Source organism: Methylolobus aquaticus, from assembly GCF_054172105.1.
Map to the genome: position 1 here is coordinate 530,860 of NZ_JBSYXP010000001.1, position 25,430 is coordinate 556,289.

A 25,430-nucleotide genomic window follows, 5' to 3' on the forward strand; every position below is an offset into this window, starting at 1 on the left:
CGTCGTTACCTATGCTGCAGGTCGCGAACCTGCGCACGGGATTCGTTCAGGGCGGGGAAGTCGTTCGGGCGGTCGACGGCGTCGATTTCCATGTTGGGGCTGGCGAGACCTTTGCGCTGGTCGGCGAGTCGGGGTCCGGAAAGTCGGTCACGGCGCTGTCGGTGCTGCGGCTGCTGCCGCAGAACGGGCGCATCCTGTCCGGTTCGGTGGCGCTCGCCGGCGAGGATTTGCTGCAGTTGCCCGAACTCATGATGGGCCGGGTACGGGGCCGCCGCATCGGGGTGATCTTCCAGGATCCTCAGACCTCGCTGAACCCGGTCCTGACCGTCGGAACCCAGATCGGCGAGGTCCTCGCCTGGCACGGTCTGCGACGGGGCCGCGCCGCCGCAGACCGGACGCTGGAACTGCTGGAACAGGTCGGCCTGCCGGAGCCGCGGAGGGCGGTGTCGGCTTACCCGCACCAGCTCTCCGGCGGCATGCGTCAGCGGGTCATGATTGCCATCGCGCTGGCCGGCGAACCCGAACTGCTGATCGCGGATGAGCCGACCACGGCGCTTGATGTCACGCTGCAGGCCCAGATTCTGGCCTTGCTGAAGACCCTGCAGCGCGACCTGGGCATGGCCTTGTGGCTGATCACCCACGACCTCGGCATCGTGGCCGAAATGGCCGATCGCGTGGCCGTGATGCAGAGCGGACGAATCGTCGAGACCGCCGATTGCAAGCGCTTCTTCGCCCGGCCCGAGCACCCCTACAGCCGCCAATTGCTCGAACGGCTACCGCGCCTGAGCGCCTGCCGCAACAACCGCGACGTGAGGGGCGATGCGCCGCCCCCGACGCTGCTCGAAGTGCGCGATTTCAAGGTCTACTATCCGGTGCGGAAGGGTGTGTTCCAGCGCGTCGTCGATCAGGTCCGGGCCGTCGACGGCGTGTCTCTCGAGCTGCCGCGGGGGCGGACACTGGCTCTTGTAGGGGAGTCGGGCTGCGGCAAGACGACGCTCGGGAAGGCGCTGCTGAGACTGATCGACCACAACGAAGGTGAGCTTCGCTACGACGGGGTGAATCTTTCGCGTCCGGGCAGTGACGACGCTCAGCGCCGACTGCGGGCCCAGATGCAGATCGTGTTTCAGGATCCTTTTTCGGCGATGAATCCGCGTATGCTGATCGGTGACATCATCGAGGAGGGGCTGCGAGCGCTGCGTCCCGAGATCGGACATGAGTCGCGCCGGGAGCGGGTGGAGACGCTGCTGGTCTCCGTGGGATTGCCGCCCGATGCGCGAAGCCGCTATCCGCATGAATTCTCCGGTGGACAGCGGCAGCGGATCTGCATCGCCCGCGCCCTCGCGGTCGAGCCCAGGCTCCTCGTCTGCGACGAGCCGACCAGTGCTCTGGACGTGTCGGTGCAGGCCCAGATACTCGCGTTGCTGGTGGACTTGCAGCGACGGCTGGAGCTCAGCTATCTATTCATCACGCACGATCTGGGCGTCGTGGCCGAAATTGCGCACGAGGTCGCGGTGATGTTTCAGGGCAGGATCGTCGAGCAGGGCCCCACGGCTCAGGTCCTGCTCGCGCCTGCCCATCCCTACACACGCCGGCTGTTGGCGGCCGTGCCGAAGCTCCGTTGCGGATGATCCGGCGCGCGGTCTGCAATACGATCCGGAACTGAACTGAACGGAGGTTTCATCCCCATGGCACGCATTACCGCATTGCATCACACCTCGTTGTTGGTTAGCGATCTCACCGTCGCCCGAGGTTTTTACGAGAACATTCTCGGCCTGCAGCCCAGCCCGAAACGGCCCCAGCTGAAGTACGACGGTGTCTGGTACGAGATCGGCGCCCAGCAGATCCATTTGCTGGCGCTGCCGAATCCCGATGCCGATGCGGTGCGTCCTGAACACGGCGGTCGAGACCGTCATGTCGCGCTGCTGATCGATGACATCGACGGCATGCGCGCGAAGCTGGATGGGGCTGGAGTGCCCTACACGTACAGTGCCACTGGTCGCCCCGCGATTTTCTGCCGCGATCCGGAAGGCAATGCGTTCGAGTTGATCGCGCAGGAGTTCATGCTACCGCCTGGCTGAGCCCGCATGGGGAACCTCAGGCGCGATCACTGTCAGGCGCGGGACTCTCCCGATCGCGCCGCCGAGGTCTCGATCCACGAAGCTGCGTCGCGTTATGATCGGAGGGCGCATTCCAGAAGCACGGAGGTTGGTCTGTACCTGCACCCAGACGGAGTTTGCTGATGACATCGGGTCTGTTTGATTGGTCGGCAACGCAAGGCCTGGTTCCGCATGCCAGTTGCCTGTTGTGGAACCGGGATCTGCTGCGACTGTTCGCCGTGTCGGATTCGGTGATTGCCTTCTCATATTATTCGATTCCCTTCGGCCTGGCCTATTTCGCCTGGCGCCGAGCGGACCTCGCATATCGCTGGATGGTCTTGCTGTTCGCGGCTTTCATCCTGGCGTGCGGCACCAACCACATGCTCGATGTGTGGACCCTCTGGCACCCCAGTTACGTTCTCCAGGGCACGGTGAAGGCGCTAACGGCGGGCATTTCGCTGGCCACGGCGGTGCTGCTGTGGCGCCTGATCCCGCACGCCCTGGCGCTGCCGGGACCCGCTCAGCTCGCCGCGTTGAACCGCGACCTGAGCCAGGAGGCCGAGCAGCGGCGACAGGCGGTGCAAAGGCTGCGCGTGGAAGCCACTCAACGTGAGCGGATTCAGCACGAACTGAGTCTGAACGAGGCGCGCCTGCGGGCGATACTGGACACGGCCATCGAGGGCATCATCGTTTTTGACGGCAATGGCAGGATCGAGACCGCCAATCCTGCCGCGGCTTCGATGTTCGGTTACGAGGGGGCCTCGCTGGTGGGCAAGGAGATGACTCGACTGATTCCGGACCCGGGCTTCGAGTGGCATGCCGAGAATGTCGTCCGGGAGTTGAGCGGTAGCCGACGGGACGGCGGGACTTTCCCGCTCGAGATCGCGGTGGGTCGGTTCTCCAGCGCGGATAGCGGCAATTACGTCGGCCTCGTGCGCGACATTTCCCTGCGGAAGGCATCCGAAGCCGCCCTGCGCGACAGCGAGAAGCGTCTGGAACTGGCGCTGCTGGGCTCGGACCTCGGAACCTGGGACTGGAACCTGGCCACCGGGCAAATCGTGTTCAGCGATCGATGGGCGACGATGCTGGGCTACGAGCCGTCCGAGATCCGGTCCGACATTCAGCAGTGGGAGAAACTGGTGCACCCGGATGACCTGCCGCGTGTGCAGGCCCTGCTGGATGAGCATTTGCGGGGTCTGACCCCGTTGTACGAGGCCGAGCACCGGCTCGTCACAAGCGGGGGCGAATGGCTGTGGGTGCTGTCCCGCGGTCGCGTCATGGAGCGGGAACCGGGAGGAACACCGCTGCGTGCGAGCGGCACCCACATGGATATCACGGCGCGCAAGCAACTCGAACTCCGGCTTGCCGAGCAAAACGAGGAGCTGGCCTACGCGCAGCAGTTTACGACCGCCGGTGAAATCGCCGCGATGATGGCGCATGAACTCAACCAGCCGCTGGCGGCCTTGAGCAACTATCTCGGTGGCGCCAAGCTCCGTTTCGGGCCTTTGCTGGCAGATAACCCGCAGTTGCTGCAGATTATCGACTCGGCGCTGCGACTATCGGATCGCGCCGCAGGCGTCATCTCGGGCATTCGTAATCTGGTCAGAAAACACGATTTCCAACCGGCCTGGGTGACCATCGATCAACTGTTGGAGGAGACGCTGCAGTTGGTATCGCCCGATCTTCATCTGCGGCGGGTGCGCTTGGTCGTCGACCTGCCGCCACATCTGCCGCCCGTCTGGGGCCAGCTGGTCCTGCTGAAACAATTGTTCCTGAACCTCGTCACCAATGGGGTTGAGGCGATGCGGGACACCTTTCGTTCGCGACGGGTCTTGACGCTGTCCGCGCGGCAAGTCGATGCGACGGCGCTGAGGATCGATGTTTCGGACACGGGCGCGGGTATCGCGCCCGGACTGGAGGATCGCATGTTCAAGCCCTTCGTTAGTTCCAAGCCGGAGGGCCTGGGGCTTGGCCTGGCGATCTGCCGTAGCATCGTCGAGCTTCACGGCGGAGAGATCGAGGCCGAGTCGGTGCATGGCGAAGGTACGACATTTCATGTCACACTGCCGCTGAGCCGCGAGGAGGCTGACTGTGGAGTGTGAAGGTATGGTCGTTGTGGTCGACGACGATCGCGACATTCGAGAGTCCATGCAATGGCTGGTCGAATCCATTGGCCTGCGTTCGCGCGCGTTCAAGAGTGCGGAGGACTTTCTGGCACACCCCGATGTATCCGAGGCCAGCTGCCTGCTGCTCGACGTGCGCATGCCCGGTATGGGCGGGCTCAGCCTGCTGCGGCAACTGCAGGTGGAACGTCGCCACCTCCCGGTCATCATGCTGACGGCGCATGGCGACATACCGATGGCCGTTCAGGCCGTGAAGAGCGGTGCCTTCGACTTCATCGAAAAGCCGGGTCTGCCGGAGCAGATCCTCGAACGTGTGCGGGATGCCTTGCGCGTCAGCGAGGAGATCCGCGTCCGCGATGTGGCGAAGACGACGTTCAATACATTGTTCAACCAATTGACTGAGCGTGAGCAGGGGATCCTCGTGCGCGTCGTCCAGGGCCAGTCGAATAAAAAAATCGGCACCGATCTGGCCATCAGTGAACGAACGGTCGAAAAGCACCGCGAAAGCATCCTGAAAAAGATGCACACCCGCTCGTTTGCCCAGGTGATTCGCGATTTCTCGCTCTACCGATCTGGCGGCTAGCGACTCCCGGGCGTAGCGGCAGCCCTCCGGATCGTGGTAATCCATCAGCCGGCGCATCCGGCCTACGCGTCGGTCGCTCGATCCAGGCCGTCAGCACTGTCGATCCCGCCTCGGGCGAACCGGTGGAAGGCAGCGGACACCAACGGTTCCTACCTCACCGTCGTCCTCCCTGAAGCGGCCTCTAAGGGCGCTGCGGGCCTCGACCGGCACGCCCTCCCGTTGCCTCTTCGTGAGGAAACGGGGCATTCCCTTGTGATTACTGAGGAAAGACTAGCCGGGGCATCCGGGCTCCGCTAGACTGCCGGCAGCCCGCCGAGCGAGCCGAGCGGGAACTGCAATTAAAAGAACGGAGAAGGTTATGCCTGCACCTGAGCACCACGAAGAAGCGCCGGGCGATCATACATCGCCTGTCGGAACCTGGGCCTTGCTCTGCATCGTCGGCGCGGCGATGACAGCTGGTTGGCTCTTTCTGTATTTCGGCATCTTTCTGCCACGCGGCGTCGTGCAGTGAGGCCGGGTATGCACATCAATCCACTCGAAAGAAAATGGGTTTACGTGTCACTCGGCATGGTGGGCCTGTTCGTGGCCTCGATCGTGTTGACCGCGATCACCGAGGGCGTGCATCCGCCCAGCAACGTCGAGACCGTCGACTCGGCCAGTCTGCATCTGGGCGACGAGTTCGCCGAGGACAAACTGGGTGTGCGGCAGCAGCCTGACGGCTCGCTGCGCGTGACGCTGGTCGCAGCCCGCTATGGTTTCTATCCCAACCACATCGAGATTCCTGCCGATACCCCGGTCACCTTCCGTATGGCCAGCGTCGACGTGCTGCATGCCGCGCATATCCCGATGACCAACATGAGCACGATGGTCGTGCCGGGTTATGTGTCCCAGATCACGACGACTTTCCCGAAGCCGGGCGATTACCCGATGCTGTGCAACGAGTATTGCGGTCTCGGTCATGACCATATGTGGAGCAAAGTGACCGTCGTTGCCAAGGAAGAATGGCACGGCGTTGCGGCGGCTGAGCAACAGGGGAGCAAGCCATGAGCGATCAGGAAGCACGACGGTTCGTCATCGACCATTTCTGGGTGGCCTTCGCCGCCTTCGCGCTGGCCTGTGTGCTCGGCGTTTATCAGGTGCTGGAACGCAGCGGCATCATTCCGGCGATCCAGTCGCCAGCGGTCTATTTCGCATCGGTCAGCACCCACGGGGTCTTGATGGCCTACGTGCTGACCACCTTCTTCATCATGGGCTTCGGCTACTACGTGGCCACGACGAGCCTGAAGATGCCGATCTGGAACAAGCCGCTGGCCAAGACCGGCTACTGGATCGCACTGGGTGGCACGGTCATGGCCGCGATCCCGCTGCTGCTGGGCAAGGCCTCGGTGCTTTACACCTTCTATCCGCCGGTACAGGCGAACGTGCTGTTCTATCTCGGCGCGACCTTGCTGGTGGTCGGATCCTGGTTCTGGGCTGGCATCATGCTGGTTATGCTGCACCAGTGGAAGGCGGCGCATCCGGGTGAAACCGTGCCCTTGCCGATGTACGCCAATGCCGCCAATGCCATCCTGTGGCTGTGGACGAGTGTCGGCGTCGCGCTCGAAATGGTCTTCCAGTTGCTGCCCTGGGCGCTGGGCCTGATGGACACGATCGATGTCGGTCTGGCGCGCACGCTGTTTGCCTGGACGCTGCACCCGATCGTCTACTTCTGGCTGTTGCCCGCTTACATGGCGTACTACGTGTTCGTGCCGGCGGCAGCGGGAGGCAAGCTGTTCAGTGACGAATTGGCGCGCGTGTCCTTCGTGATGATCATGGTCTTCGGTCTGCCGATCGGTTTTCATCACCTGTACGTCGATCCGGAGCAGGCGGCCGGGTGGAAGCTGGCGCATGGCATCGGCACCTTTGCGGTGGCGATCCCGACGCTGCTGACCGGCTTTACGGTCATCGCATCGCTGGAAGTCGCCGGGCGCAAGCTAGGCGGCCAGGGCCTGTTCGGCTGGATCGGTGCTCTGCCCTGGCGCAATCCGATGGTGCTGGCAGCCATCCTGTCGCTGCTGATGCTGCTGCTCGGCGGCTTCGGAGGCATGATCAACGCCAGCTACGCGATGAACACCATGGTCCACAACACGGCGTGGGTACCGGGTCATTTTCATCTGATCTTTGCCGGTACGGTGATCACGATGTACTTCGCGATCGCGTACTACCTGTGGCCCAAACTGACCGGCAAGCAACTGTGTTCGGCGTCGCTGCCGACGCTGCAGTTGTGGTCCTGGTTCATCGGCATGGCCATTCTGACCACACCGTGGCACGTGCTCGGTCTGCTCGGTCAGCCGCGGCGGATCTCCGACGTCACCTACAACACGCTGCTGACGCTGGCCTGGGATCCCTACGAACTGGCAATGATCCTGGGTGGCTGCGTACTGCTCGCCTCTGCGCTGCTGTTCGTCTACATCCTGTTCCAGACCCAGACCAAGGGAGCCGAGGAACCGGACAGGACCGTGGCCTACGCCGAGCCGCTGCACCCGGTCGTAAAGCTTCCGGCCATGTTGAACGGCTTCGGGCTATGGAACCGCGTGATCCTGGTGCTGATGATCGTCAGTTTCGCCGTGCCTATCGGGCAGTTCTTTTTTATGGACTCATTCAGTCCGTCGGCGTGGGGGTACTGAGATGAGAACTTTCATTGCACTCGCGTGGCTGGTTCTGTCGGGCCTCTCGGCCGTCGCGGCAGCCGAGCCGTCGACCCGCATCGCGTGGACGCCGCAGACGCTGAATCTGGTGAAGAGCGGCGACCCCGCTCGGGGTCAGACCAAGGCGGCCAGTTGTCAAAGCTGCCACGGGGCGGACCCCGCCAATGCGGCCACACCGTTCCCCTATCTGAACGGACAGCTGGCGACGTATCTCTATCGCCAGTTGCAGGACTACAAGGCCGGTGGTCGTCCTCATCCGATCATGACGGGGATCGCTGCGGCGCTCAGCGATCAGGACATGGCGGACATTGCCCAGTGGTACAGCCGGCAGGAGCCGGTGCAGATGCCGGAGGGTCGGGGCGATGTGCCGCGGCTGGTCGTCGACGGCGACAGCAAACGCCTGATCGCGCCGTGCGGTATCTGTCACGGTGGCCACGGGCAGGGCGAGCCGGTCGATACGCCGCGCCTGTCGGGTCAAAAGGCGTCCTACCTGAAGGAGACGCTCTTGGCCTACAAATCCGGGCAGCGCCACAACGATATCTACCGCAGGATGCGGACCATGGCGGAGCGCTTGTCTCCCGAGGAGATCGATGTGCTGGCCAACTACTACGGCGGCTTGCGCTAAATGGCTGACCCTCTCGCTGCCTGCCGCGTGATCGGCTCCGGGCGTTGTCGGCTTCTGGTCGGCGCGTTGATGGCGCTGCTTGCGGCAGGGAACGCTGCGGCGGAAGGCGTGCCCGCGAAGCCTGCGCCTGTCCGTATCGGTGTGCTCGCCTTTGGCACCGTTAGTTGGGAACTCGCCGCGATGGAAGCGGAAGTCCCGGCGCCAACCCGCTCCCCGGCCATCGTGCCGACGGTGCTGGCGGGCGCCGAGGCCGGGAAGGTCGCATTGCAGGGCAAGGCCGTCGACCTCATCGTCGCCGACTGGATCTGGGTCGCCCGCCAGCGCAGCCAGGGTTTGGATTTCACCTTCGTGCCCTACTCGACGATGCACGGCGCGCTGGTCGTGCCGGCAGACTCGGCGATCCGGAGCGTCGGGGATTTAAAGGGGAAAAAGCTAGGGGTGGTCGGCGGGGGGCTCGACAAGAACTGGCTGATGCTGAAGCTGCTGGCCAAGCGGAAGTACGGGCTGGACGCCGAGCAGGCCATCGAGCCGGTGTTCGGCGCGCCGCCGCTGCTGAACCAGCAGTTGACCCAGGGACGCCTCGATGCGCTGCTAAACTACTGGCACTATGCGGTGAAGCTCGAAGCGCAGGGTTACCGAACGCTGCTCGACGGCCGCGCCCTGCTGCGGGAACTTGGTGTGGACGCCGACCTCGCCAATCTGGGCTTCGTATTCCGGGAGTCGTGGGCAAAGCAGCACCCGGAGGCGTTGCGCGTCCTGCTGGAACGGTTTCGCAGTGCGCATCTACGCCTGTGTGACAACGATGCCGCGTGGCAGCGGATCGTGCCGTTGACGCAGGAAACCAACCCGAAAGCGATAATGCTGCTGCGCCAGCGCTACTGCGAGGGCGGGGTGGGTGACCCACCCGAGCGCCAGGCCGAGGCGGCCGGACGGCTATTCGCTCTGCTGCGGGAGGCAGGGGGTGCGACCTTCGCCAACACCGCGTTGCCGACCGGCACGTTCTGGATCCCGCCCCGCTAATTCCCCCTGACCTGAAAGGTCCGGTGGCAAGTTCGGGACTTCCACTTCCCGGTGTAGCCATTCACGCCCACTTTGCTCGGTAGTGGGATTGGGGCCGGGAGGGAGAGACCGTCTGCGGTAGGGAACCCGCAGGCTAGCCTCCAGGGACGGATTCACGGCGTGTCTAGACCTCCCGGCCCAGTCCCGTGAGGGGGCATGAACAGTTATCTACCCGCCGCGGGCATTACTCCCTGTCGTTCAATATTCCCACAGCCAGGCCGCGCCGCGGACACCGCTGGAGTCGCCATGGCGGGGGGGTACGAGGCGCGTGTCCACGCGATCCGAGAACACGTAACGTTCCCACAACAGGGGGATCGAGCGATACAGGCGCGCACAGTTCGACAGACCGCCGCCCAACACGATCGCATGCGGGTCGAGAATGTTGATGATGTGCGCCAGCGCCCGCGCCAGCCGGTCCTCGTAAATCTCGATCGTCGCACCGGAGGACGGGTCACCGGCGTCGGAGCGCTCGACGATCTGGAAAGCTTCGAGGGTTTCGCCGGTCCGCTCGCGATGACAGCGCGTCAATCCCGGGCCCGACAGAAAGCTCTCAATGCAACCGGAGCGGCCACAGTAGCAGCCGGGCCCAGGGCGTTCGTCATCGGTCGGCCAGGGCAAGGGATTGTGGCCCCATTCGCCCGCAATGGCATTGGGCCCGTCCAGCAGGCGGTTTCTGACCACGATGCCGCCCCCGACACCCGTTCCCAGAATCACGCCGAATACGGTGGTCGCGCCGGCAGCCGCACCGTCCACGGCTTCCGACAGCGCGAAACAGTCGGCATCGTTGGCGATCCGCACCGGGCGGGACAGCAATCGCTGCAGGTCTTCGAGCAGCGGCTGCCCGTTCAGCCAGGTCGAGTTGCAGTTCTTCATCCGGCCGCTGGCTTTCGAAATCGCACCGGGCGTGCCGATACCGATGCTCCCCTGGCCGCCCAGTTCCGCTTCGGCGTCGGCGACGAGTTGCCCGATGGCCTGGAGCGTGCCCGAATAGTCCCCCTTCGGTGTCGGTACGCGCCGTCGCCACAGGGCTTCGCCCGTGCCGTTCAGGGCCAGCAACTCGATCTTTGTGCCGCCAAGATCGATACCGAAGCGGATCATGCCCTGAACTCGCCGCCGGCAGAGTGGACGCCGATCAAGCGATCGCCCCCGCGGGTTCGCTGCACTGTAACTTGCGGTCGCCCGGGAGCACCGTAAAATTCTTGTTCTATCAAACCGTTCCCCTCAATTTCCCAGCCTGTAAGGAGGTCGCCGAGCCCATTGAACGCCGTTCCCGCCGTCACTCGCCCGCTATTCCGCTCACCCGTCGCCGAGGCCATGCGCGAAGCCATGGCCGGCGGCATGGATTTTCCGGAAATGCGGGATCTATTGGACCTGACCGAAAACCTGCACGGCCTGGCGCGTGTCGACGTGCTGGATAGTATCGAGCACCGGGGCCGCGCCTTTCCGCTGATTTCGGTGGCCTTCGGGCCGGATGATCCAAAGGCGCCAGTGCTGGCCCTGTTCGGTGGCGTGCACGGTCTCGAACGCATCGGCACCCGCATCGTGTTGTCCTACCTGCGTACGCTCAGCGAGCTGGCGCGCTGGGATCGTATCACCCGCGAGATGCTGAAGACCACACGGATCGTGCTGTTCCCGTTGGTTAATCCGGTGGGCATGCTGCTGAAGCGTCGCTCGAATGGCAACGGCGTCGATCTGATGCGGAACTCGCCGGTGCGGGCCGATGGAATAGGGCGGTGGCATCTGTTCGCCGGGCACAGCATCTCGCCACGTCTGCCCTGGTACCAGGGCACAGCGGGTGCGCCGATGGAGGCCGAGGCCCAGGCCGTCTGCAAGCTGGTGCGCGAGGAGATTTTCCCGGCCTCGATCGCCCTCGTAGTCGACGTGCATTCCGGCTACGGAAACAGGGACCGCATCTGGTTTCCCTACGCCCGGACGCGCGACCCCTTCCCACGCGTGCCCGAGGTCCTGGCGCTGAAGGGATTGCTGGACAGCACCTACCCGCACCATATTTATTGCGTCGAGCCCCAGTCCCGGCAATACGTCACCCACGGTGATTTGTGGGATTACCTCTACGACGACTATCACGCGCGGGGGGCGCCCGGCCATTTTATTCCGTTCACGCTGGAGCTGGGTTCATGGGTCTGGGTCCGGAAAAACTGGTGGCAGTTGTTCGACCGTCTCGGCGCCTTCAACCCGAGACTCCCTCACCGCGAACAGCGCGCGCTGCGGCGCCACTTGCATCTGTTTGATTTTCTTTACCGGGCGGTGCAGTCTCCCGAGCCTTGGGCCGTTATGGGCGATGGAAGCCGCGAGCGACTGATGGGCCATGCCGTGGGACTTTGGTATGCAAAGTGAGGCAGCAGCGTCGCGCTGGGTTCTGCTGCGCGGCCTGGTGCGCGAGAGCGCGCATTGGGACGACTTCCCGCAGCGGTTCGCCGCCAGCGTGCCGGGGGCGCACTGCTACTCGGTGGATTTTCCGGGAACGGGCGTGCATTGGCAGACCCCGAGTCCCTTCTCTGTGGCCGGCATCATGGAAGCGGCACGGGCCGAGGCGCTGCAGCGCTCGGCCGCGTTGTCGGGCGCGCCGCTCTTCCTGCTGTCGGTTTCGCTGGGCGCCATGGTCGCGATCGAATGGGCGCGCCGACATCCAGCCGAGCTGGCCGGCGTCGTGCTGATCAATACCAGCCTGGGCAGCCTGAGCCCGCTGCACCACCGTCTGAACTGGCGGGTGCTGCCGGACATGTTGCGCATGGCCCTCGAACGGGATGTCGCGCGCCGGGAAGAACAGATCCTGAAGCTCACCAGCAATGCTGCCTCGTTCAGCCCCGAACTGATCGCCGCTCGCGTCGATGCCTTTCGCCGTCATCCGGTCAGCGGCCGCACGCTGCTGCGGCAATTGTGGGCCGCGTCCCGGTTCCGGCCGACCCTCGAAAAGCCGCCCGTCCCCGTGCTGCTGCTGATCGGGCAGGGCGACCGCATGGTGTCGCCGGGCTGCACCGACGCTCTCGCGCGCGTCTGGCAACTCGAACCGCTGCGCCATCCGAGCGCGGGTCATGACCTGCCGCTGGATGAGCCCGAGTGGACCATCGAGGTGACGCGGGAGTGGATGCGAGGGCTGGCGCGCGAAGCGCGGTCCGTGACGAACGCGGTCTGAACGCCCGCGCGGAGCCCCGCTGCCACACCGTTCGATCGGTGGCACTCCAACGCGGAACGGCAGCATCTTCTGCGCCTGGCACGCGCCCCCCTGCATGGCGGCGATGTGGCCGCGCTTTTCTGATACTCTTGATGCTCTTTGACCGGCGAACCTTTCGGCCCAATTGCCGCCGGCAATCGTGCAGGAGGCCGACCCCAGCGATGATCACTGCCGCCCCCCCCTACAACACCGTGATGCCGGAAGGCGAGCCATCCCCCGACGCGCGGATCTCCGAAGCCCTGATACTTGCGGCGGTGACGCTCGCGCTGCTCGTCGGTCTGCTGCAATACCTCGACAATTGCTTCGTCATCAACGCCAACGGGCTCTGGAAGAGCGTCTATGTGCGGATGTGGGCGAACAGCCCCGCCACCGCGCCGGTGGATTTTGCCAATCTGCTGTACTTCCCGGTTTACGGCCTGTTGTGCCGGTTGCTCGATGCCTTCGGGATCTTCGTCGGCCAGACATGGCGGCAAATGGCGCTGCTCAACACGGTGTTCGCGTCCATCGGCGTGGGGCTGATTTACCTCTGGATCGCGACGGCGTTCCGCAGCCGGCTGATCGGCCTGCTGGCTGCCGTGTTTTATCTGGGCACGGGGTTCTTTCTGGCGCTCGCCGTCATTAACGAAGACATCATGCCCAGCTATGTCTGGACGCTGACGGGCATGATGCTGGGGGCCCTGTGGTTCGGCCGCCCAACCCCGACGCGTATCGTGCTGGTCGCCCTGGTCGTGTCGGTGGGCTGGCTGTTCGAGTGGCGGCTGATGTTTCCCGTCGTGCCGCCCATGCTGCTGGCGCTGTGGCTGTCGGCCCGACGCTGGACGGCGCGGTTGCGGCGGGTGGTATTGTTCGCTGCCGGCTTGACCATCGTGCCGCTGCTGTTGACCTCGTCACTGATGGTGCGCGGCACCTGTACCCGGACAGCCGAGTGCCTGCAGCAGATGTTCTGGACCGGTAAGGGCCTCGGCACCGGTTGGGCGGGGTTCAGTTGGGTCAAGGTCAAGCTCGCCTGGGTCGGCATGGTGCAGTCGCTGATCGGCGGACGCTTCATCGGGTCCGACCACTGGTACCGGCATCTCGCCCATGTGCTGGAGGCCGGGGTCGGTACCTTGCTGCTGATCGTGCTCGCACTCGGCGCGCTGGGCTATGCCTGGAAGCGGCGCGGCGAGCCCTGCGTCGTCGCACACCTGATCGTATTCGGCGGCACGTTCTGCGCGGGCCAGGTATTCAACCTGTACTCCCAGCCGCACGATCCGCAGATGCAGTTGACCGTGATGCCATGGGTCATACTCGGGTGGGCCGTGATGATGTCCCTGTTGACCGGACAGGGGGATCCGCTGGACGGGTCCCAGAATCCCGGCCCGGCTCCCTGGCGCATGGCACTGGCAGCGATGCTGTGCGTCCTGCCGCTGGTCTACAACGCCTCGGTGCTGACCCAGGGGCGGGGCGGGGACACGCGCTACCTGTCGCTGTTGACGCGTCTGGAACAGCACTTCGATCCGGCCCACACGGTCTTCCTGTATCGCGGTTTCGAGTTCGAAGTCCCGTGGAAGTGGGCGACCTGGAGTGCGACCAATCCGGGAGTCGAGGGGCTCTCCGCCGCTCCGAGTCCTGCCCCGCGCTTCAAGTGGATCTCGGTCGCCGAGACCCTGATCCGCCATCCCGACTGGTCCGCTGAGCAACAGGCGGCGGATCTGCGCGCGCAGGTCGATCGGGCGCTGTCGCTCGGCTATCAGGTCATCGCCAACGAGATCTGGGTGATGCCGCGCGAGACCTGGGTCGAACAGTTGGTCACGATCGGCGACACCGAGCACATCGGGGCCATCCACGATGCGTTGAAGCGCGGTTTCTCCGGAGAACCGGTTCTGGACGACCCCGTCGCCGGAGCGCATTACCGCCTGACCCACCGGCACGAGTCCGACGCCGGCGCGAGCGCGCGGGCCGCGCACTGACCACCCAGCGAGGAGCAATCAATCGGCGATGATCGAGAGTTTTTTTCCGAGAGGAATGGCCCATTACCTGATCGGTGGCATGCTGATCGGCGGCGGGGTCGGCCTGTTGTTCGTGCTCCGCGGACTGATCGGCGGGACGAGCACCTTCTTCACGTCGACCCTGTCGTATGTCGTCGAAAGACCCTTCTTTCAGCAGGCCCGCTTCGTCGGCACCCGCGCATGGCGTGCCGTCTACGCGTTGGGACTGGTGCTCGGCGCTGCCCTTTACCTTGCCGTTTACGGCGAACCCTTCCAGACCGGGGTCGCCGCTTGGCGGCTGCTGTTGGGGGGCGTTCTGATCGGCTTCGGTGCGCGCCTGTCGAACGGCTGTACGGCAGGACACGGCATCTGCGGTCTGGCGTCGTTGCAATGGCCGTCACTGCTGGCGGTGCTGACCTTTCTCGCGACGGCGATCGGTATGGCGCATCTGGTGCAGTGGGCGGGAGGCATGCCATGACCGCGCCGCGCTGGCTGGCCGCGCTCGTGGCGGGAACCCTGTTCGGTTTCGGTTTGGCCTGGTCGACGATGATCCGTCCGGAAATCGTCATCGATTTCCTGCTGTTCCGGGACCTCGGGCTGTTGATGGTCCTGGGCGGGGCCGTGGTGGTGGCGCTCGCGTGCTACCAGATCACTCCGCGCCTGCTGTCGAAGCCGCTGCTGGGTGGGACATTCGCCCAACGCGAGAGCGTTCTCGACCGCCGCACGATCATCGGGGCGGCGCTGTTCGGGTTGGGTTGGGGACTGTGCGGCGTCTGCCCGGGTCCCGCGATTGCAGGGCTGGGTGCCGGAAACTGGCCGCTGCTGATCGCCCTGGTCGGCATTTTTGTCGGAGCCTATCTGCAGGGCCGGTTTTTTCCGAAGAACTAGTTTCAAACAGTGAATTTCCGCCATGTCCCGGCGGAAGGCAGTACGGCCCCGCGCCTTGTGATAGCGTCGCGATGGCACGCTGGGAGCATCGCCGTACCGGCGAGTGCAGCCAGAGCCGTCCCGGTACGAACGAAGCGTGTACCCAGGGGGCTCGGCTTGAATGGTTCTGCGATTGCAAAACGGTGGCGGGAATCGAGCATGGAATTCAACCCTTCGGAAGCGATGTTGCTGCTATTTGCGACGATCGGGCCGCTCAGGGCCATGATCGTCTGCGCCACGCTGACGGGCGATGCCAGCCCGGCCTTCCTGAAGCAACTCGCGGGGCGGGCCGTCCGCATTGCGACCAGTGTCTGCCTCGTCTTCGCCGTTCTCGGTGAACTGATCCTGCTCGTGTTCCGGGTGTCATTGCCGGCGTTCCAGATTGCCGGCGGCATCATCGTGATGCTGTTCTCGATCGAGATGGTCATGGGCGGCAGGGCGAGCAGTGACAGCGGGGCCGGTGACGGCGTAGCAACTTCCAACGCGCCGTCGCTGGAGCTGGCCGCCTATCCGATCGCGGTGCCGCTGCTGGCCTCGGTGTCGGGGCTGATCGCGATCGTCTCCCTGGTAGCGCAGGCCGGCGACGATCTTTGGGCGCTGCTGTACCTGTTGGGCGCCATTCTGGCCATCATGGCGGTGAACTACCTTTGCCTGCGCGCCTGCCAGGGCATCGCCCGTATGCTGGGCCCGGTCGCCCTGAGCGTGGTCGGCAAGGTCATGGGCGTCATCCTGGTGGCTCTGGCGGTCGAGCTGGTGCTGATGGGCTTGGTCGGTCTGGGCGTCATGACGCCGATCCGCTAAGCGTTCACGGGGTAGCGCGGGTGCAGGTACTCGAACTCTCGAACGCGGGGAAGAGCGGAAACTCCGCCGGTTCGTGCTCATGATCGGGCGAATGCCGGAGACGGCAGCGAGCCACGGCGCCCCCCGATCCCGTTGGCGGAATGCGTCGCTCAAGTTGGCAGTGAGCCTGCTGTTCCTGCCGGGCCCCGTGTTGGCGGGTACCCGGGTTGTTCCCGGTCGCGCCGACGAACCGCCAATCACGGTCGGTCAGGTCGGCCAGCTCTTGAAACGGTTGGAGGAGCAGAACGCGCGCCTGGCCGAGCAGAACGCCAAGCTGATGGAACAGAACGCGCGACTGGCAGAGCAGAACGACTCACTGGCGCGGCAACTGGTCGAAGGCGCCAAGGGTCACTCGGATGCGAGTGCTCGCCAACAGGACCCGCTCTCGGTGGATTCGGCGTCGCGCGCACCGCCCAGCTTGACCACCAAGCCGGTCGTCGTGGCTCCACCGGCCCGGCCCCAGCCGCCCAAACAGGCCATCATCGATGCCGATGAGGACGATCCGGCGGGTCAGATCGTCGTCGCCCGGCGCCAGCAAGGGCCGATGCCTTTCGAACTGCGGGCCGATTTGTTCACGCAGATCCGCTACACGAACTTCGCGCGCGATCAGGATTACTGGATCGACAGCGCCGGCAACCTCCAGCCGCTCAGCAGCTTCGATTCGTTCGAACTGACCCGCAATTTCATCCAGTTCTCGGGTTATGCGCTGGATCCGCGCCTGCAATTCACGGCGAACATCTTTTCGTCGACGGCGATCAACAACACGGTCTACCTGGGATGGATCAATTACCGGTTCAACCGTGCCTTCGACCTCCGCGCCGGCAACTGGATCGTGCCGGGCACGCGCGAGTGGCTCGAATCCTTCCGCTATACGCTGGGGGCGGACCGGTTGATGGCGACGACCTTTTTCCGCCCGAACATCAGTCCGGGGGTCTGGGCGCAGGGTGAGCCGTTCGACAATGTGCACTACGTCGCCATGGTCGCGAACTCCCTGAATCGGTTCAATCAGGGGGTGGACCGAATCGGGACCTCGATCGCCTTCGGCGGTACAGTCTGGTGGGAGCCGATGGGACCCTTCGGGCCGGGGCCGTCGGATATCGAGCACCATCCTCGCCCGAGTCCTCGTCTCGGGACCAGTTTCGCCTTTTCCCGCGAGTCGAATCAGGGCTTCGGCGCGACCGAGAACGGGAACCCGGAGGACACCATCCTGCGTCTGTCGGACGGGACACCGCTGTTCCGGCCCGGGGCGCTGGCGCCCGGGGTGGAACTGTCGAAAGCGAACGTCAACTTGTGGGCGCTCGACGCGGCCCTGAAGTATCGCGGCTTCACCCTGTCGGGCGAGTATTTCCTGCGGTGGCTCGACGGCTTCGACTATCGCGGCGGAACCTTGCCCATGGACTCGTTGTTCGACCACGGCGCCCTGTTGCAGACCGCCTATTTCGTGATTCCGGGCCGGCTCGAAGGGTTTGCGCGCAGTTCCTTCGTCAGCGGTCGTTTCGGCGGCGGGTACGAGGTCGGTGGCGGCGTCAACTGGTATCTGCGGGCGTCCCGCGACTGGCGGATGACCTTCGAGGTGCTGAACGTCAATCGCTCTCCAGCCCAGAATCTGCTGACCGGATACCGGGCCGGGGAGAGCGGGACCCTGTATCAGCTGCAGTTATTCACCGATTTTTTCTGAGTCCGGATCGTATCAAGCGGGCGACGACGAGTCTTCCCAGGCAAACCGGGGCAGCTCCTGGAAGCCCCGGGCCAGACTCTGTTCCCAGCTGCGGGACAATTCCACGAGTTCCGGTGAGTCGGCCAGGAACTTGAGGCGGTGCGACAGCGCTAGCGAATCGCGGGGATAGATGGCCACCTCGAAAGGCGGCGCGACGGTGAGGTTGGAACGCGCGGTTCCGTCGAGCGATACCAGGCACAGGCGCGCGCCGTGTTCCAGCGACAGCTCCTGGTTGGCGAAACGATCCAGAACCGGTTTGCCGAACTTGTTTTCCCCGATCTGCAGATAGGGCGTCTCGCGTGTGGCCGAGATGAAATTCCCCTGGGGATAGATCAGGAACAGGCCATGCGGCTGCCCGGCGATCTGGCCGCCCAGGATCAGGGTAGCCTCGGGACTGACGCCGGCCTGTCGCAGGGCCGGGCCGTAGTCGTTCTGGACCGCGACCATCAACTGCCCGATATAGGCGGCCGCCTCGAAGAGATAGTTCGCCGTGAGTAGGCTCACCCCCGGCTGCAGGCCCTGGGCCCGCGCATTCTCGGCGTAATCCAGGTCGCGACGTATCCGGTTCAGCACGTCCTGTGTGGTCGCAAGGCTGCCGGCGGCGAGCAGCACGAACAGCCGATCCGGTGCCGGTTGAAACACGTGCAGCTTGCTGAACGAGGAGATGTAGTCGACCCCGGCGTTGGTCCGTGAGTCGGACGCCATCACCAGCCCTTGGTCGAGGCACAATCCGACGCAGTAAGTCATGGCGGCGAGTCTCGCTGGTAGAGTCAGAGTTGACGGGCGGCCAGTAAGTCCCCGGAGGGATCCCGTCGTGACGAGGTCAGGCGGGAAAGCATACGGGATCGCACGCGTCGGGTCGAGTTGTGCGGGGTGCGCCGCAAAGCCGATCGGTACCGCCGCCGGCAGGACGTGCCCCAGGTCCGGTTCTGCCCTCCATGGCGCGTCACGCGGTTCCGCAGTACATTGCCGGCTTTGGCTCGACGAAGCCGAACGGCCGCTGTCGCCTTGCGCGGCGGCACCTCAGGAGCAATTCATGCGAAGAAACGACGCCATGCGCGGATGGGGGGCTGCGTGACCATTCTGCAGACGACGACAGGGAACGCGCGATGGGCGGTCTGAAGCCTGTGATCGTCGCTTGCGGGCTGCTGCTGTCTGCCGGTCTCGGCGGCTGCACCCTGGTCAAGGGCACATTGCAACTCCCGGACCTCGCCTTGCAGGCGCTGCTGCCTTTCGTACGGAAGCCGCAGGGGGACCCGGTCGAAGTGCAGTCGAAGGTCATTCGCTTCGCCGATCAGTACCTGGAGGCGGTGACCCGCAACATGCGGCTGCTGCAGCGGGACGGCAAGCCGATCGGTAAACGGGAGCTCACCCGCCGCCGCATCCAGTACACCAACGAGGTCCTGGCGATCGCGACGGGGGCCAATGCCTACGCGAACCTGCTCGACATGGTCGTGCTGGTCACGCTGACACGGATGCGCGTCGATAACTACTGGAAGGAGCAGTCCAAGAACCAGGACATCAAGCCGGTGTTGCAGGCTTTCCGAGAGTCGGAAGCCGAGATCTGGCGCATCAGCGCAACCGTGCTTGCGCCCGATCAGCAGGCCGAACTCCGCGCCGCCCTGACGGAATGGTTGGGCCGCAACCCCAAGCTGCGCTTCACGCCCGACATGGCGGATCTTGATTTCGTTTCGGAGATCCGTAAGTTCAGCCGGAGCCGTTCCTCCTCGGCTCCCGCGAGCGTGTTCAGCCTGTTGATGATCGATCCGCTGTCCGGGCTCGATCCGGCGGCCAAGGAACTGGCCGAGACGCGCCTGATGGCCGAGCGGGCCTTGTTCCTGTCGCGGCACCTGCCCGAGCTGATTCGCTGGGAAACCGAATATTTCACACTGAACACCGTGGAGGTGCCGGAGATTTCGAAACTCCTGGCGGACACCACGAAAATGTCGGAATCGGCCGAGCGTGTCAGCCTGTTGTCGAAACAACTGCCCGAGCTGATCAGCAACGAACGCGCGCAACTGGTCGAGACGCTGAAGTCCGAGCGCCAGGGACTGACCGCGCTGGCAGCCGAGTCGAAGCAGGCGCTGACGGCGGGTAAGCAGATGGCCGATTCGGCCAATGACACCTTGAAGTCGTTCCAGGCCGTAATGGCGCAGTTGAACGCCCGGCCGTCGGACCCGAACGCCGAGCCATTCCGCATTGCCGAGTACACCGCCGCGGCGGCGCAGATCAGCCAGACCTCCGAGCGCCTCGCTGAACTGCTGGGTCTGTTCAACCAGACCATCGGTGCCGCGAATGCCCAAACCCTGACCGAGCGACTGGACGTCGTGACCCGCCAGGCCGAAACCCGCGGCCGTGATCTCGTCGACTACGCCTACCGCAAGCTCCTGATCGCGGCCGCGCTGATCGGCGCAATGGCGCTGGGCTTTGCGCTGGTCTATCAGCTGCTCGGCGCGGCCCTGCGGCGGCTGTTCCGGCGCTGGGCGCGACCGCCGGGAGCGGCGGATGCCGGGAGGGACTGATGCGCCGATGGGAGCGCTAAGGGCAAAGCGGATGGGCTGCAGGGCAAACATGGCCCCGTGCGTCGCGACGTGATAGCATTTTTTCGCCGTAAAGCGGCCGCCGTCCGGCATCGGGCCGCAAGAATCGATTACAAGGATCCATCATGCAATTCGTTCGAACCTCCGGCGCTCGTCTGACGTTTCCCGCTGTCGCGATCGGGCTGGCGGGCTCTTTGCTCTTATCCGGGTGCGCCTCCCAAAAATCGGCCCCGCCGCCGACGACCGCCGAGCTGTGCGCTTCCCTGAAGGATGTCGTCGCGCAGTCGGAAACCCGCTTCCGCAAGTTCAAGACGACGCCGACGATCAGCCCGTTTTCCGGCATGACGAAATGGGAAACGCGGCCGGTGTTCCCGGATTCCCAGTGCGATGTGTTCGAATGGGTCGGCGGCCGCACGAATTATGCCTGCACCTGGCCCGACGGATCGGAGGCCGAGGCCCGGGCCACGTACGAGAAAAATGCCGGCTTGATTGCCGGTTGCCTGACGGCGCCGTGGTCCAAGGCCGAGACCCGCGGGCAAACCGGTGCCGCGACCACCTTCACTCAGCCGGGCAAGTCGACCCAGGTCGTCATGCGCTACTTCAAGCCACGCGGTGGTTTTCTCCCGACTTGGGAGACCTCGCTGACCATCGGTGACGAAATCACGTCCGAGCCGCGCTGAGGCCGTGCCGAGCGTTCGTCGCCCCAAGTCACCTCGCCATACTCTGCCGGGGTCGTTGCCGGATCGGCAGCGACCGCGGGGCCTCCCGTCCATGCTCCGAAGGCTGGGCCTGTGTGTGCCCCTGCTGCTGGCCGCGTGCGACCAGGCTGCGGATAAGCCGCCTCCGCAGCCTGCGCCGCCGGCCGTCGAGGTGGTCGCGGCCACGCAGCGCGACGTGCCGATCTACCGCGAGTGGGTAGGTACGCTGGATGGTATGGTCAACGCCGAGATTCGTGCTCAGGTCACCGGTTATCTGGTCAAGCAGAACTATCGCGAGGGCGATCTAGTTCGGAAGGGCCAGTTGCTCTACGAAATCGATCCGCGGACCTTTCAGGCCGCCGTGGACGCGGCCAAGAGTTCCCTGGCCCGCGAGGAAGCCGAACTGACCACGGCGCGGCTGGAACTGGAGCGCATCCGCCGGCTGTTGCCCCAGAATGCCGTCAGCGTGCGGGATCGCGACGCGGCGGTGGGTCGCGAGTCCACGGCCGCGGCGGACGTGCTGACGGCCAAGGCGAGCCTGCAGAAGGCGCAACTCGACCTCGCATTCACGCGCATCGTCTCGCCGATCGACGGCATCGCCGGCATTTCGAAAGCCCAGCTCGGGAATCTGGTCGGACCCGGTACCGGCGATGCCGTGCTGACGACCGTGTCAAAGGTCAACCCGATCCGCGTGTATATCTCGATCAGCGAGCAGGAGTATCTCGCGTTCAACCGCGCGAACCCGAGCGGTTCGGATGGTCGCGGCACCGGGATGGAGCTGATCCTGGCCGACAACTCGCTGCATTCCGAACGCGGCCAAGTCTATTTCGCCGATCGGCAGGTCGATTCCCGGACGGGCGCGATCCTGCTCGCAACGCTGTTTCCGAACCCCGGGAATCTGCTGCGGCCGGGCCAGTTCGCGCGGGTGCGTGCCATGACCCGCATCCAGCCCGCGGCCGTGCTCGTACCGCAGCGCGCTGTGACCGAGCTGCAAGGCATGGCGCAGCTGGCCGTCGTGAAACCGGACAGCACGGTGGAATTTCGCAAGGTGCGAACCGGTGAGCGCGTCGGATCGCAGTGGGTGATCGACGAGGGGCTGCGCTCGGGCGAGCGCGTCATCGTCGAAGGCATCCAGAAGGTGAGGCCGGGAATGCCCGTCCAGCCGCAGCCCTATCAAGCGCCCCCGGAAACTCCCCCCCCGGTCTCCGGGGCGTCCCGGCCAGGCTAGGGCGCGCCGCCAGCCATGGCGCAATTCTTCGTCAACCGGCCGACAGTCGCGATCGTCCTGTCGATCTTCCTGGTGTTGCTCGGCCTCGTCGCAATGGCCGGGCTGCCCATCTCCCAGTATCCCGACATCGTTCCGCCCGAGGTCCAGATCTCGACCACCTTCACGGGTGCGGATGCCGTCACCGTCGAGCAGTCGGTCGCGACGCCGATCGAGCAGCAGATGTCCGGCGTCGACAACATGAATTACATGTACTCGGTCAACGCCAACAACGGGCAGGCCACGCTGCGCGTCAATTTCGACGTCGATTCGGACCCGGACACCGGCCTGATCCTGAGCCAGATGCGGAAATCGCAGGCCGAATCGCAGTTGCCGGTCGAAGTCAGGAACTTCGGCATCAAGGTCGAGAAATCGACCGCCTCGCCGCTGCTGATGTTCGCGTTGTACTCGCCGAATGGCACCTACGACAGCGTCTTCCTGGCGAACTACGCATACATCAACATCAACGACCAGATGACCCGCATTCAGGGCATTGCCAGCGTCACGGTGTTCGGCGCCGGGCAATACGCGATGCGGATCTGGGTCAAACCGGATCAACTGGCAAAGCTGAACATCACGATTCCCGAGATCATGGCCGCGATCGACGCCCAGAACACCGTCAATCCGGCTGGCCGGATCGGCGGTGAACCGGTGCCGCCCGGCCAGGAATTCACCTACGCGGTGCGCGCGCAGGGGCGGCTCGTGACCGAGGAGGAATTCGGCAATATCGTGCTGCGCGCGAACCCCAGCGGATCATTGGTCCGTATCAGGGATGTCGGCCGCATCGAACTGGGCGCGCAAACCTACGACATGCGCGGCCGCTTGAACGGGAAGCCGGCCGCGCTGGTGGCCCTGTACCAGCAGCCGGGTTCGAACGCGCTGGATGCGGCAAACGGGGCGAAACAGCTGATGAGCGAGCTGAAGCAGCGCTTCCCGGCCGACCTCGACTACATGGTCGCGCTGGACACGACGCTGGCCGTGACCGCCGGCATGGAAGAGATCGTGCAGACGCTGTACGAGGCGCTGATCCTCGTGATCCTGGTGGTGTTCCTGTTCCTGCAGGGCTGGCGCGCGACGCTGATCCCGTTGCTGGCGGTGCCGGTGTCGTTGATCGGCACCTTCCTGCTGTTCCCGATGCTGGGTTTCTCGATCAACACGCTGTCGCTGCTGGGGCTGGTGCTGGCGATTGGTCTGGTGGTCGATGATGCCATCGTCGTGGTCGAGGCGGTCGAGCATCAGATCGAACAGGGGCTGTCCCCGCGCGAGGCGACGCTGAAGGCGATGGCCGAAGTCTCGGGCCCCGTCGTGGCCACCAGCCTCGTGCTGATCGCGGTATTCCTGCCGACGGCCTTCATCCCGGGCATCTCGGGCAGCCTGTACCAGCAATTCGCGGTCACCGTCGGCGTGTCGGTGATGATCTCGACCTTCAACGCGCTGACCTTGAGTCCGGCGCTGTCGGCCCTGCTGCTGCGCCCGCGGCAGCATGCCGGGCTGATGCAGCGCTTCTACGATGCGTTCAACCGCGCCTTCGGCATTGCGACCAACGGGTATGTCGGCGTATGCGGGTTTCTGATCCGCAAGAGCCTGATCAGCGTGTTGCTGCTGCTTGGCATCGCGGCGCTGTCCGGCCTGATCGGGAAGGGCCTGCCGACCGGGTTCTTGCCGGAGGAGGACCAGGGCTATCTGTTCGCCGGCATCCAACTCCCGAACGCGGCGTCGCTGCAGCGGACGGACGATGTGGTGCGGCAGGTCGAGAACATCCTGGCCGAGACGCCCGGCGTCGAAAGTTATTCGTCGGTGATCGGCTACAACATGCTGAGCCAGGTCACCAATACCTACAGCGCCTTCTTCTTCATCGCGCTGAAGGACTGGGAGGAGCGTACCGCGCCCGAGGAGCAGTACGAGGCGATCAAGATGCGCATCAACGGCCGGATGCGGCAGCTGAGCCAGGCGATCGGCTTCGCATTTTCGCCCCCGGCCATCCCCGGCATCGGCACTTCCGGCGGCGTGACCTTCCTGTTGCAGGACCGCGCCGGCCGAGACCTGGCCTTCCTGTCCGACAACGTGCAGCGCTTCCTCGAAGCGGCGCGCCAGCGGTCGGAGCTCGCTTCGGTCAGCACGACCTTCCTGCCAACGATCCCGCAGGCCTTCGTCGACGTCGACCGTGACAAAGTGCTGACGCGCGGCGTCAACCTCGCCGACGTCTATCAGACCCTCCAATGTTTCATGGGCAGCGGCTTCGTCAATTATTTCAACCGCTTCGGCCGGCAATGGCAGATTTATGTGCAGGCCGAGGGCGAATTCCGCACCGATGCCAACCAGCTGGGCCAGTTCTACGTGCGCAGCAGGGAAGGGGGCATGGTCCCGCTGGCGGCTCTGACCAGCGTGCGGAACACGCTCGGGCCGGAATTCACGATGCGCTACAACCTGTATCGCAGCGCGCAGATCAACGCGGCCGCGAGCCCCGGTTACAGCTCGCTGCAGGCGATGCGGGCGCTGGAAGAGGTCTTCGCCGAGACGATGCCGAAGCAGGAGATGGGCTACGACTATCTCGGCATGAGTTACCAGGAGAAGAAGGCGCAGCAGGGGATTTCGCCCTTGGCCATCTTCGCGTTTTCGTTGTTGGCCGTGTTCCTGATCCTGGCCGCGCAGTACGAGAGCTGGAGCCTGCCCTTCAGCGTGTTGCTGGGGACGCCGATCGCGGTCTTCGGGGCGTTCTTCGCGCTGATGGTCGGGCGTTACGAGAACAACATCTATGCGCAGATCGCGCTGGTGATGCTGATCGGCCTCGCCGCTAAGAACGCGATCCTGATCGTCGAGTTCGCGAAGTCCGGGGTTGAGCAGGGCAAGCCCCTGGTCGACGCGGCGCTGGAGGCGGCGCGGCTCCGGCTGCGGCCCATTCTGATGACCAGTCTCGCCAGCATTCTGGGCTTCCTGCCGCTGTGTCTCGCGTCGGGAGCGGGTGCGCTGGCGCGGCAGGCGATGGGCTTTGCGGTTCTCGGCGGCCTGATCGCGGCCTCGTTCATCGCCGTGTTCCTGATTCCGGTGTCGTTCACCCTCGTCGAGCGGCTGCGCCAGCGCGCCCAGGGCTCGGCTGCCAAGAACGGTTGA

At 64.7% G+C, this 25,430-nt stretch carries 22 protein-coding genes; 20 read left to right on the forward strand and 2 right to left on the reverse strand.

Going from position 1 to position 25,430, the window contains the following annotated elements:
• Positions 1-11 precede the first annotated feature (11 nt).
• From ACW73L_RS02415 to ACW73L_RS02455, 9 genes are all read left to right on the forward strand, one after another.
• A complete protein-coding gene (locus ACW73L_RS02415) occupies positions 12-1,628 on the forward strand; it encodes an ABC transporter ATP-binding protein (protein ID WP_498919750.1) in 1,617 nt (538 codons plus the stop codon).
• Positions 1,629-1,685: 57 nt separating this feature from the next.
• Positions 1,686-2,078, forward strand: a complete 393-nt coding sequence (locus ACW73L_RS02420) for a VOC family protein (protein WP_498919751.1) — start codon at positions 1,686-1,688, stop codon at positions 2,076-2,078.
• Positions 2,079-2,239: 161 nt separating this feature from the next.
• Positions 2,240-4,198: a PAS domain S-box protein gene (locus ACW73L_RS02425; RefSeq protein WP_498919752.1), complete on the forward strand. Its 1,959-nt coding sequence runs from the start codon at positions 2,240-2,242 to the stop codon at positions 4,196-4,198.
• Between the two features lie 4 nt (positions 4,199-4,202).
• Positions 4,203-4,802, forward strand: coding sequence for a response regulator transcription factor (locus ACW73L_RS02430; protein ID WP_498919753.1), 600 nt, complete (start codon positions 4,203-4,205; stop codon positions 4,800-4,802).
• Positions 4,803-5,160: 358 nt separating this feature from the next.
• Positions 5,161-5,313, forward strand: coding sequence for a hypothetical protein (locus tag ACW73L_RS02435; RefSeq protein WP_165370037.1), 153 nt, complete (start codon positions 5,161-5,163; stop codon positions 5,311-5,313).
• An 8-nt stretch (positions 5,314-5,321) separates the two neighbouring features.
• Positions 5,322-5,849: a cupredoxin domain-containing protein gene (locus ACW73L_RS02440; RefSeq protein ID WP_129882259.1), complete on the forward strand. Its 528-nt coding sequence runs from the start codon at positions 5,322-5,324 to the stop codon at positions 5,847-5,849.
• Entirely contained in the window at positions 5,846-7,468 is a 1,623-nt protein-coding gene (locus ACW73L_RS02445; RefSeq protein WP_498919754.1) for a b(o/a)3-type cytochrome-c oxidase subunit 1, read from the forward strand. The genes ACW73L_RS02440 and ACW73L_RS02445 overlap by 4 nt, the downstream gene beginning before the upstream one ends.
• 1 nt (position 7,469) lies before the next feature.
• Positions 7,470-8,114, forward strand: coding sequence for a c-type cytochrome (locus ACW73L_RS02450; protein ID WP_498919756.1), 645 nt, complete (start codon positions 7,470-7,472; stop codon positions 8,112-8,114).
• Complete coding sequence (locus tag ACW73L_RS02455) at positions 8,115-9,134, forward strand: ABC transporter substrate-binding protein (protein ID WP_498919757.1); 1,020 nt, start codon at positions 8,115-8,117, stop codon at positions 9,132-9,134.
• A 237-nt stretch (positions 9,135-9,371) separates the two neighbouring features.
• On the opposite strand, the gene ACW73L_RS02460 is transcribed toward ACW73L_RS02455, so the two are convergent.
• On the reverse strand, positions 9,372-10,271 hold the full coding sequence (locus tag ACW73L_RS02460) for an ROK family protein (RefSeq protein WP_498919758.1): 900 nt from the start codon (positions 10,269-10,271) through the stop codon (positions 9,372-9,374).
• A gap of 159 nt (positions 10,272-10,430) precedes the next feature.
• Here ACW73L_RS02460 and ACW73L_RS02465 point away from each other — a divergent pair, with 159 nt between their 5' ends.
• From ACW73L_RS02465 to ACW73L_RS02495, 7 genes are all read left to right on the forward strand, one after another.
• Positions 10,431-11,528, forward strand: a complete 1,098-nt coding sequence (locus ACW73L_RS02465) for a M14 family zinc carboxypeptidase (protein ID WP_498919759.1) — start codon at positions 10,431-10,433, stop codon at positions 11,526-11,528.
• The gene (locus ACW73L_RS02470) at positions 11,518-12,327 is read left to right on the forward strand and encodes an alpha/beta fold hydrolase (protein WP_498919760.1); all 810 of its coding nucleotides are present in this window, start codon (positions 11,518-11,520) and stop codon (positions 12,325-12,327) included. Before ACW73L_RS02465 ends, ACW73L_RS02470 begins: the two co-directional genes overlap by 11 nt.
• A 200-nt stretch (positions 12,328-12,527) precedes the next feature.
• Complete coding sequence (locus ACW73L_RS02475; RefSeq protein ID WP_498919761.1) at positions 12,528-14,315, forward strand: glycosyltransferase family protein; 1,788 nt, start codon at positions 12,528-12,530, stop codon at positions 14,313-14,315.
• Between the two features lie 28 nt (positions 14,316-14,343).
• Positions 14,344-14,811 carry a YeeE/YedE family protein gene (locus tag ACW73L_RS02480; protein ID WP_139556629.1) on the forward strand — a complete coding sequence of 156 codons (468 nt, stop codon included), beginning with the start codon at positions 14,344-14,346 and terminating at the stop codon, positions 14,809-14,811.
• The gene (locus tag ACW73L_RS02485) at positions 14,808-15,221 is read left to right on the forward strand and encodes a DUF6691 family protein (protein WP_498919762.1); all 414 of its coding nucleotides are present in this window, start codon (positions 14,808-14,810) and stop codon (positions 15,219-15,221) included. The genes ACW73L_RS02480 and ACW73L_RS02485 overlap by 4 nt, the downstream gene beginning before the upstream one ends.
• A gap of 198 nt (positions 15,222-15,419) precedes the next feature.
• Positions 15,420-16,061, forward strand: coding sequence for a MarC family protein (locus ACW73L_RS02490; protein WP_498919763.1), 642 nt, complete (start codon positions 15,420-15,422; stop codon positions 16,059-16,061).
• A gap of 79 nt (positions 16,062-16,140) precedes the next feature.
• Positions 16,141-17,778, forward strand: coding sequence for a hypothetical protein (locus ACW73L_RS02495; RefSeq protein WP_498919764.1), 1,638 nt, complete (start codon positions 16,141-16,143; stop codon positions 17,776-17,778).
• Between the two features lie 12 nt (positions 17,779-17,790).
• Here ACW73L_RS02495 and ACW73L_RS02500 read toward each other — a convergent pair whose 3' ends face one another.
• A complete protein-coding gene (locus tag ACW73L_RS02500; protein ID WP_498919765.1) occupies positions 17,791-18,564 on the reverse strand; it encodes a proteasome-type protease in 774 nt (257 codons plus the stop codon).
• A gap of 362 nt (positions 18,565-18,926) precedes the next feature.
• Here ACW73L_RS02500 and ACW73L_RS02505 point away from each other — a divergent pair, with 362 nt between their 5' ends.
• The 4 genes from ACW73L_RS02505 (at position 18,927) to ACW73L_RS02520 (ending at position 25,430) form a co-directional block, all read left to right on the forward strand.
• A complete protein-coding gene (locus tag ACW73L_RS02505) occupies positions 18,927-20,339 on the forward strand; it encodes a hypothetical protein (protein ID WP_498919766.1) in 1,413 nt (470 codons plus the stop codon).
• Positions 20,340-20,482: 143 nt separating this feature from the next.
• Positions 20,483-21,037, forward strand: coding sequence for a hypothetical protein (locus tag ACW73L_RS02510; protein WP_498919767.1), 555 nt, complete (start codon positions 20,483-20,485; stop codon positions 21,035-21,037).
• 91 nt (positions 21,038-21,128) lie between these two features.
• Positions 21,129-22,283: an efflux RND transporter periplasmic adaptor subunit gene (locus ACW73L_RS02515; RefSeq protein ID WP_498919768.1), complete on the forward strand. Its 1,155-nt coding sequence runs from the start codon at positions 21,129-21,131 to the stop codon at positions 22,281-22,283.
• 15 nt (positions 22,284-22,298) lie between these two features.
• On the forward strand, positions 22,299-25,430 hold the full coding sequence (locus ACW73L_RS02520; protein ID WP_498919769.1) for an efflux RND transporter permease subunit: 3,132 nt from the start codon (positions 22,299-22,301) through the stop codon (positions 25,428-25,430).

Bases quoted from the DNA above. Each gene is read 5' to 3' on its own strand.
- ACW73L_RS02450 (WP_498919756.1), top strand. From the start codon at position 7,470: ATGAGAACTTTCATTGCACTCGCGTGGCTGGTTCTGTCGGGCCTCTCG.
- ACW73L_RS02470 (WP_498919760.1), top strand. From the start codon at position 11,518: ATGCAAAGTGAGGCAGCAGCGTCGCGCTGGGTTCTGCTGCGCGGCCTG.
- ACW73L_RS02415 (WP_498919750.1), top strand. From the start codon at position 12: ATGCTGCAGGTCGCGAACCTGCGCACGGGATTCGTTCAGGGCGGGGAA.
- ACW73L_RS02490 (WP_498919763.1), top strand. From the start codon at position 15,420: ATGGAATTCAACCCTTCGGAAGCGATGTTGCTGCTATTTGCGACGATC.
- ACW73L_RS02430 (WP_498919753.1), top strand. From the start codon at position 4,203: ATGGTCGTTGTGGTCGACGACGATCGCGACATTCGAGAGTCCATGCAA.
- ACW73L_RS02510 (WP_498919767.1), top strand. From the start codon at position 20,483: ATGCAATTCGTTCGAACCTCCGGCGCTCGTCTGACGTTTCCCGCTGTC.
- ACW73L_RS02455 (WP_498919757.1), top strand. From the start codon at position 8,115: ATGGCTGACCCTCTCGCTGCCTGCCGCGTGATCGGCTCCGGGCGTTGT.
- ACW73L_RS02460 (WP_498919758.1), bottom strand. From the start codon at position 10,271: ATGATCCGCTTCGGTATCGATCTTGGCGGCACAAAGATCGAGTTGCTG.
- ACW73L_RS02425 (WP_498919752.1), top strand. From the start codon at position 2,240: ATGACATCGGGTCTGTTTGATTGGTCGGCAACGCAAGGCCTGGTTCCG.
- ACW73L_RS02445 (WP_498919754.1), top strand. From the start codon at position 5,846: ATGAGCGATCAGGAAGCACGACGGTTCGTCATCGACCATTTCTGGGTG.
- ACW73L_RS02475 (WP_498919761.1), top strand. From the start codon at position 12,528: ATGATCACTGCCGCCCCCCCCTACAACACCGTGATGCCGGAAGGCGAG.
- ACW73L_RS02520 (WP_498919769.1), top strand. From the start codon at position 22,299: ATGGCGCAATTCTTCGTCAACCGGCCGACAGTCGCGATCGTCCTGTCG.
- ACW73L_RS02500 (WP_498919765.1), bottom strand. From the start codon at position 18,564: ATGACTTACTGCGTCGGATTGTGCCTCGACCAAGGGCTGGTGATGGCG.
- ACW73L_RS02505 (WP_498919766.1), top strand. From the start codon at position 18,927: ATGGGCGGTCTGAAGCCTGTGATCGTCGCTTGCGGGCTGCTGCTGTCT.
- ACW73L_RS02480 (WP_139556629.1), top strand. From the start codon at position 14,344: ATGATCGAGAGTTTTTTTCCGAGAGGAATGGCCCATTACCTGATCGGT.
- ACW73L_RS02515 (WP_498919768.1), top strand. From the start codon at position 21,129: ATGCTCCGAAGGCTGGGCCTGTGTGTGCCCCTGCTGCTGGCCGCGTGC.
- ACW73L_RS02420 (WP_498919751.1), top strand. From the start codon at position 1,686: ATGGCACGCATTACCGCATTGCATCACACCTCGTTGTTGGTTAGCGAT.
- ACW73L_RS02495 (WP_498919764.1), top strand. From the start codon at position 16,141: ATGATCGGGCGAATGCCGGAGACGGCAGCGAGCCACGGCGCCCCCCGA.
- ACW73L_RS02485 (WP_498919762.1), top strand. From the start codon at position 14,808: ATGACCGCGCCGCGCTGGCTGGCCGCGCTCGTGGCGGGAACCCTGTTC.
- ACW73L_RS02440 (WP_129882259.1), top strand. From the start codon at position 5,322: ATGCACATCAATCCACTCGAAAGAAAATGGGTTTACGTGTCACTCGGC.
- ACW73L_RS02435 (WP_165370037.1), top strand. From the start codon at position 5,161: ATGCCTGCACCTGAGCACCACGAAGAAGCGCCGGGCGATCATACATCG.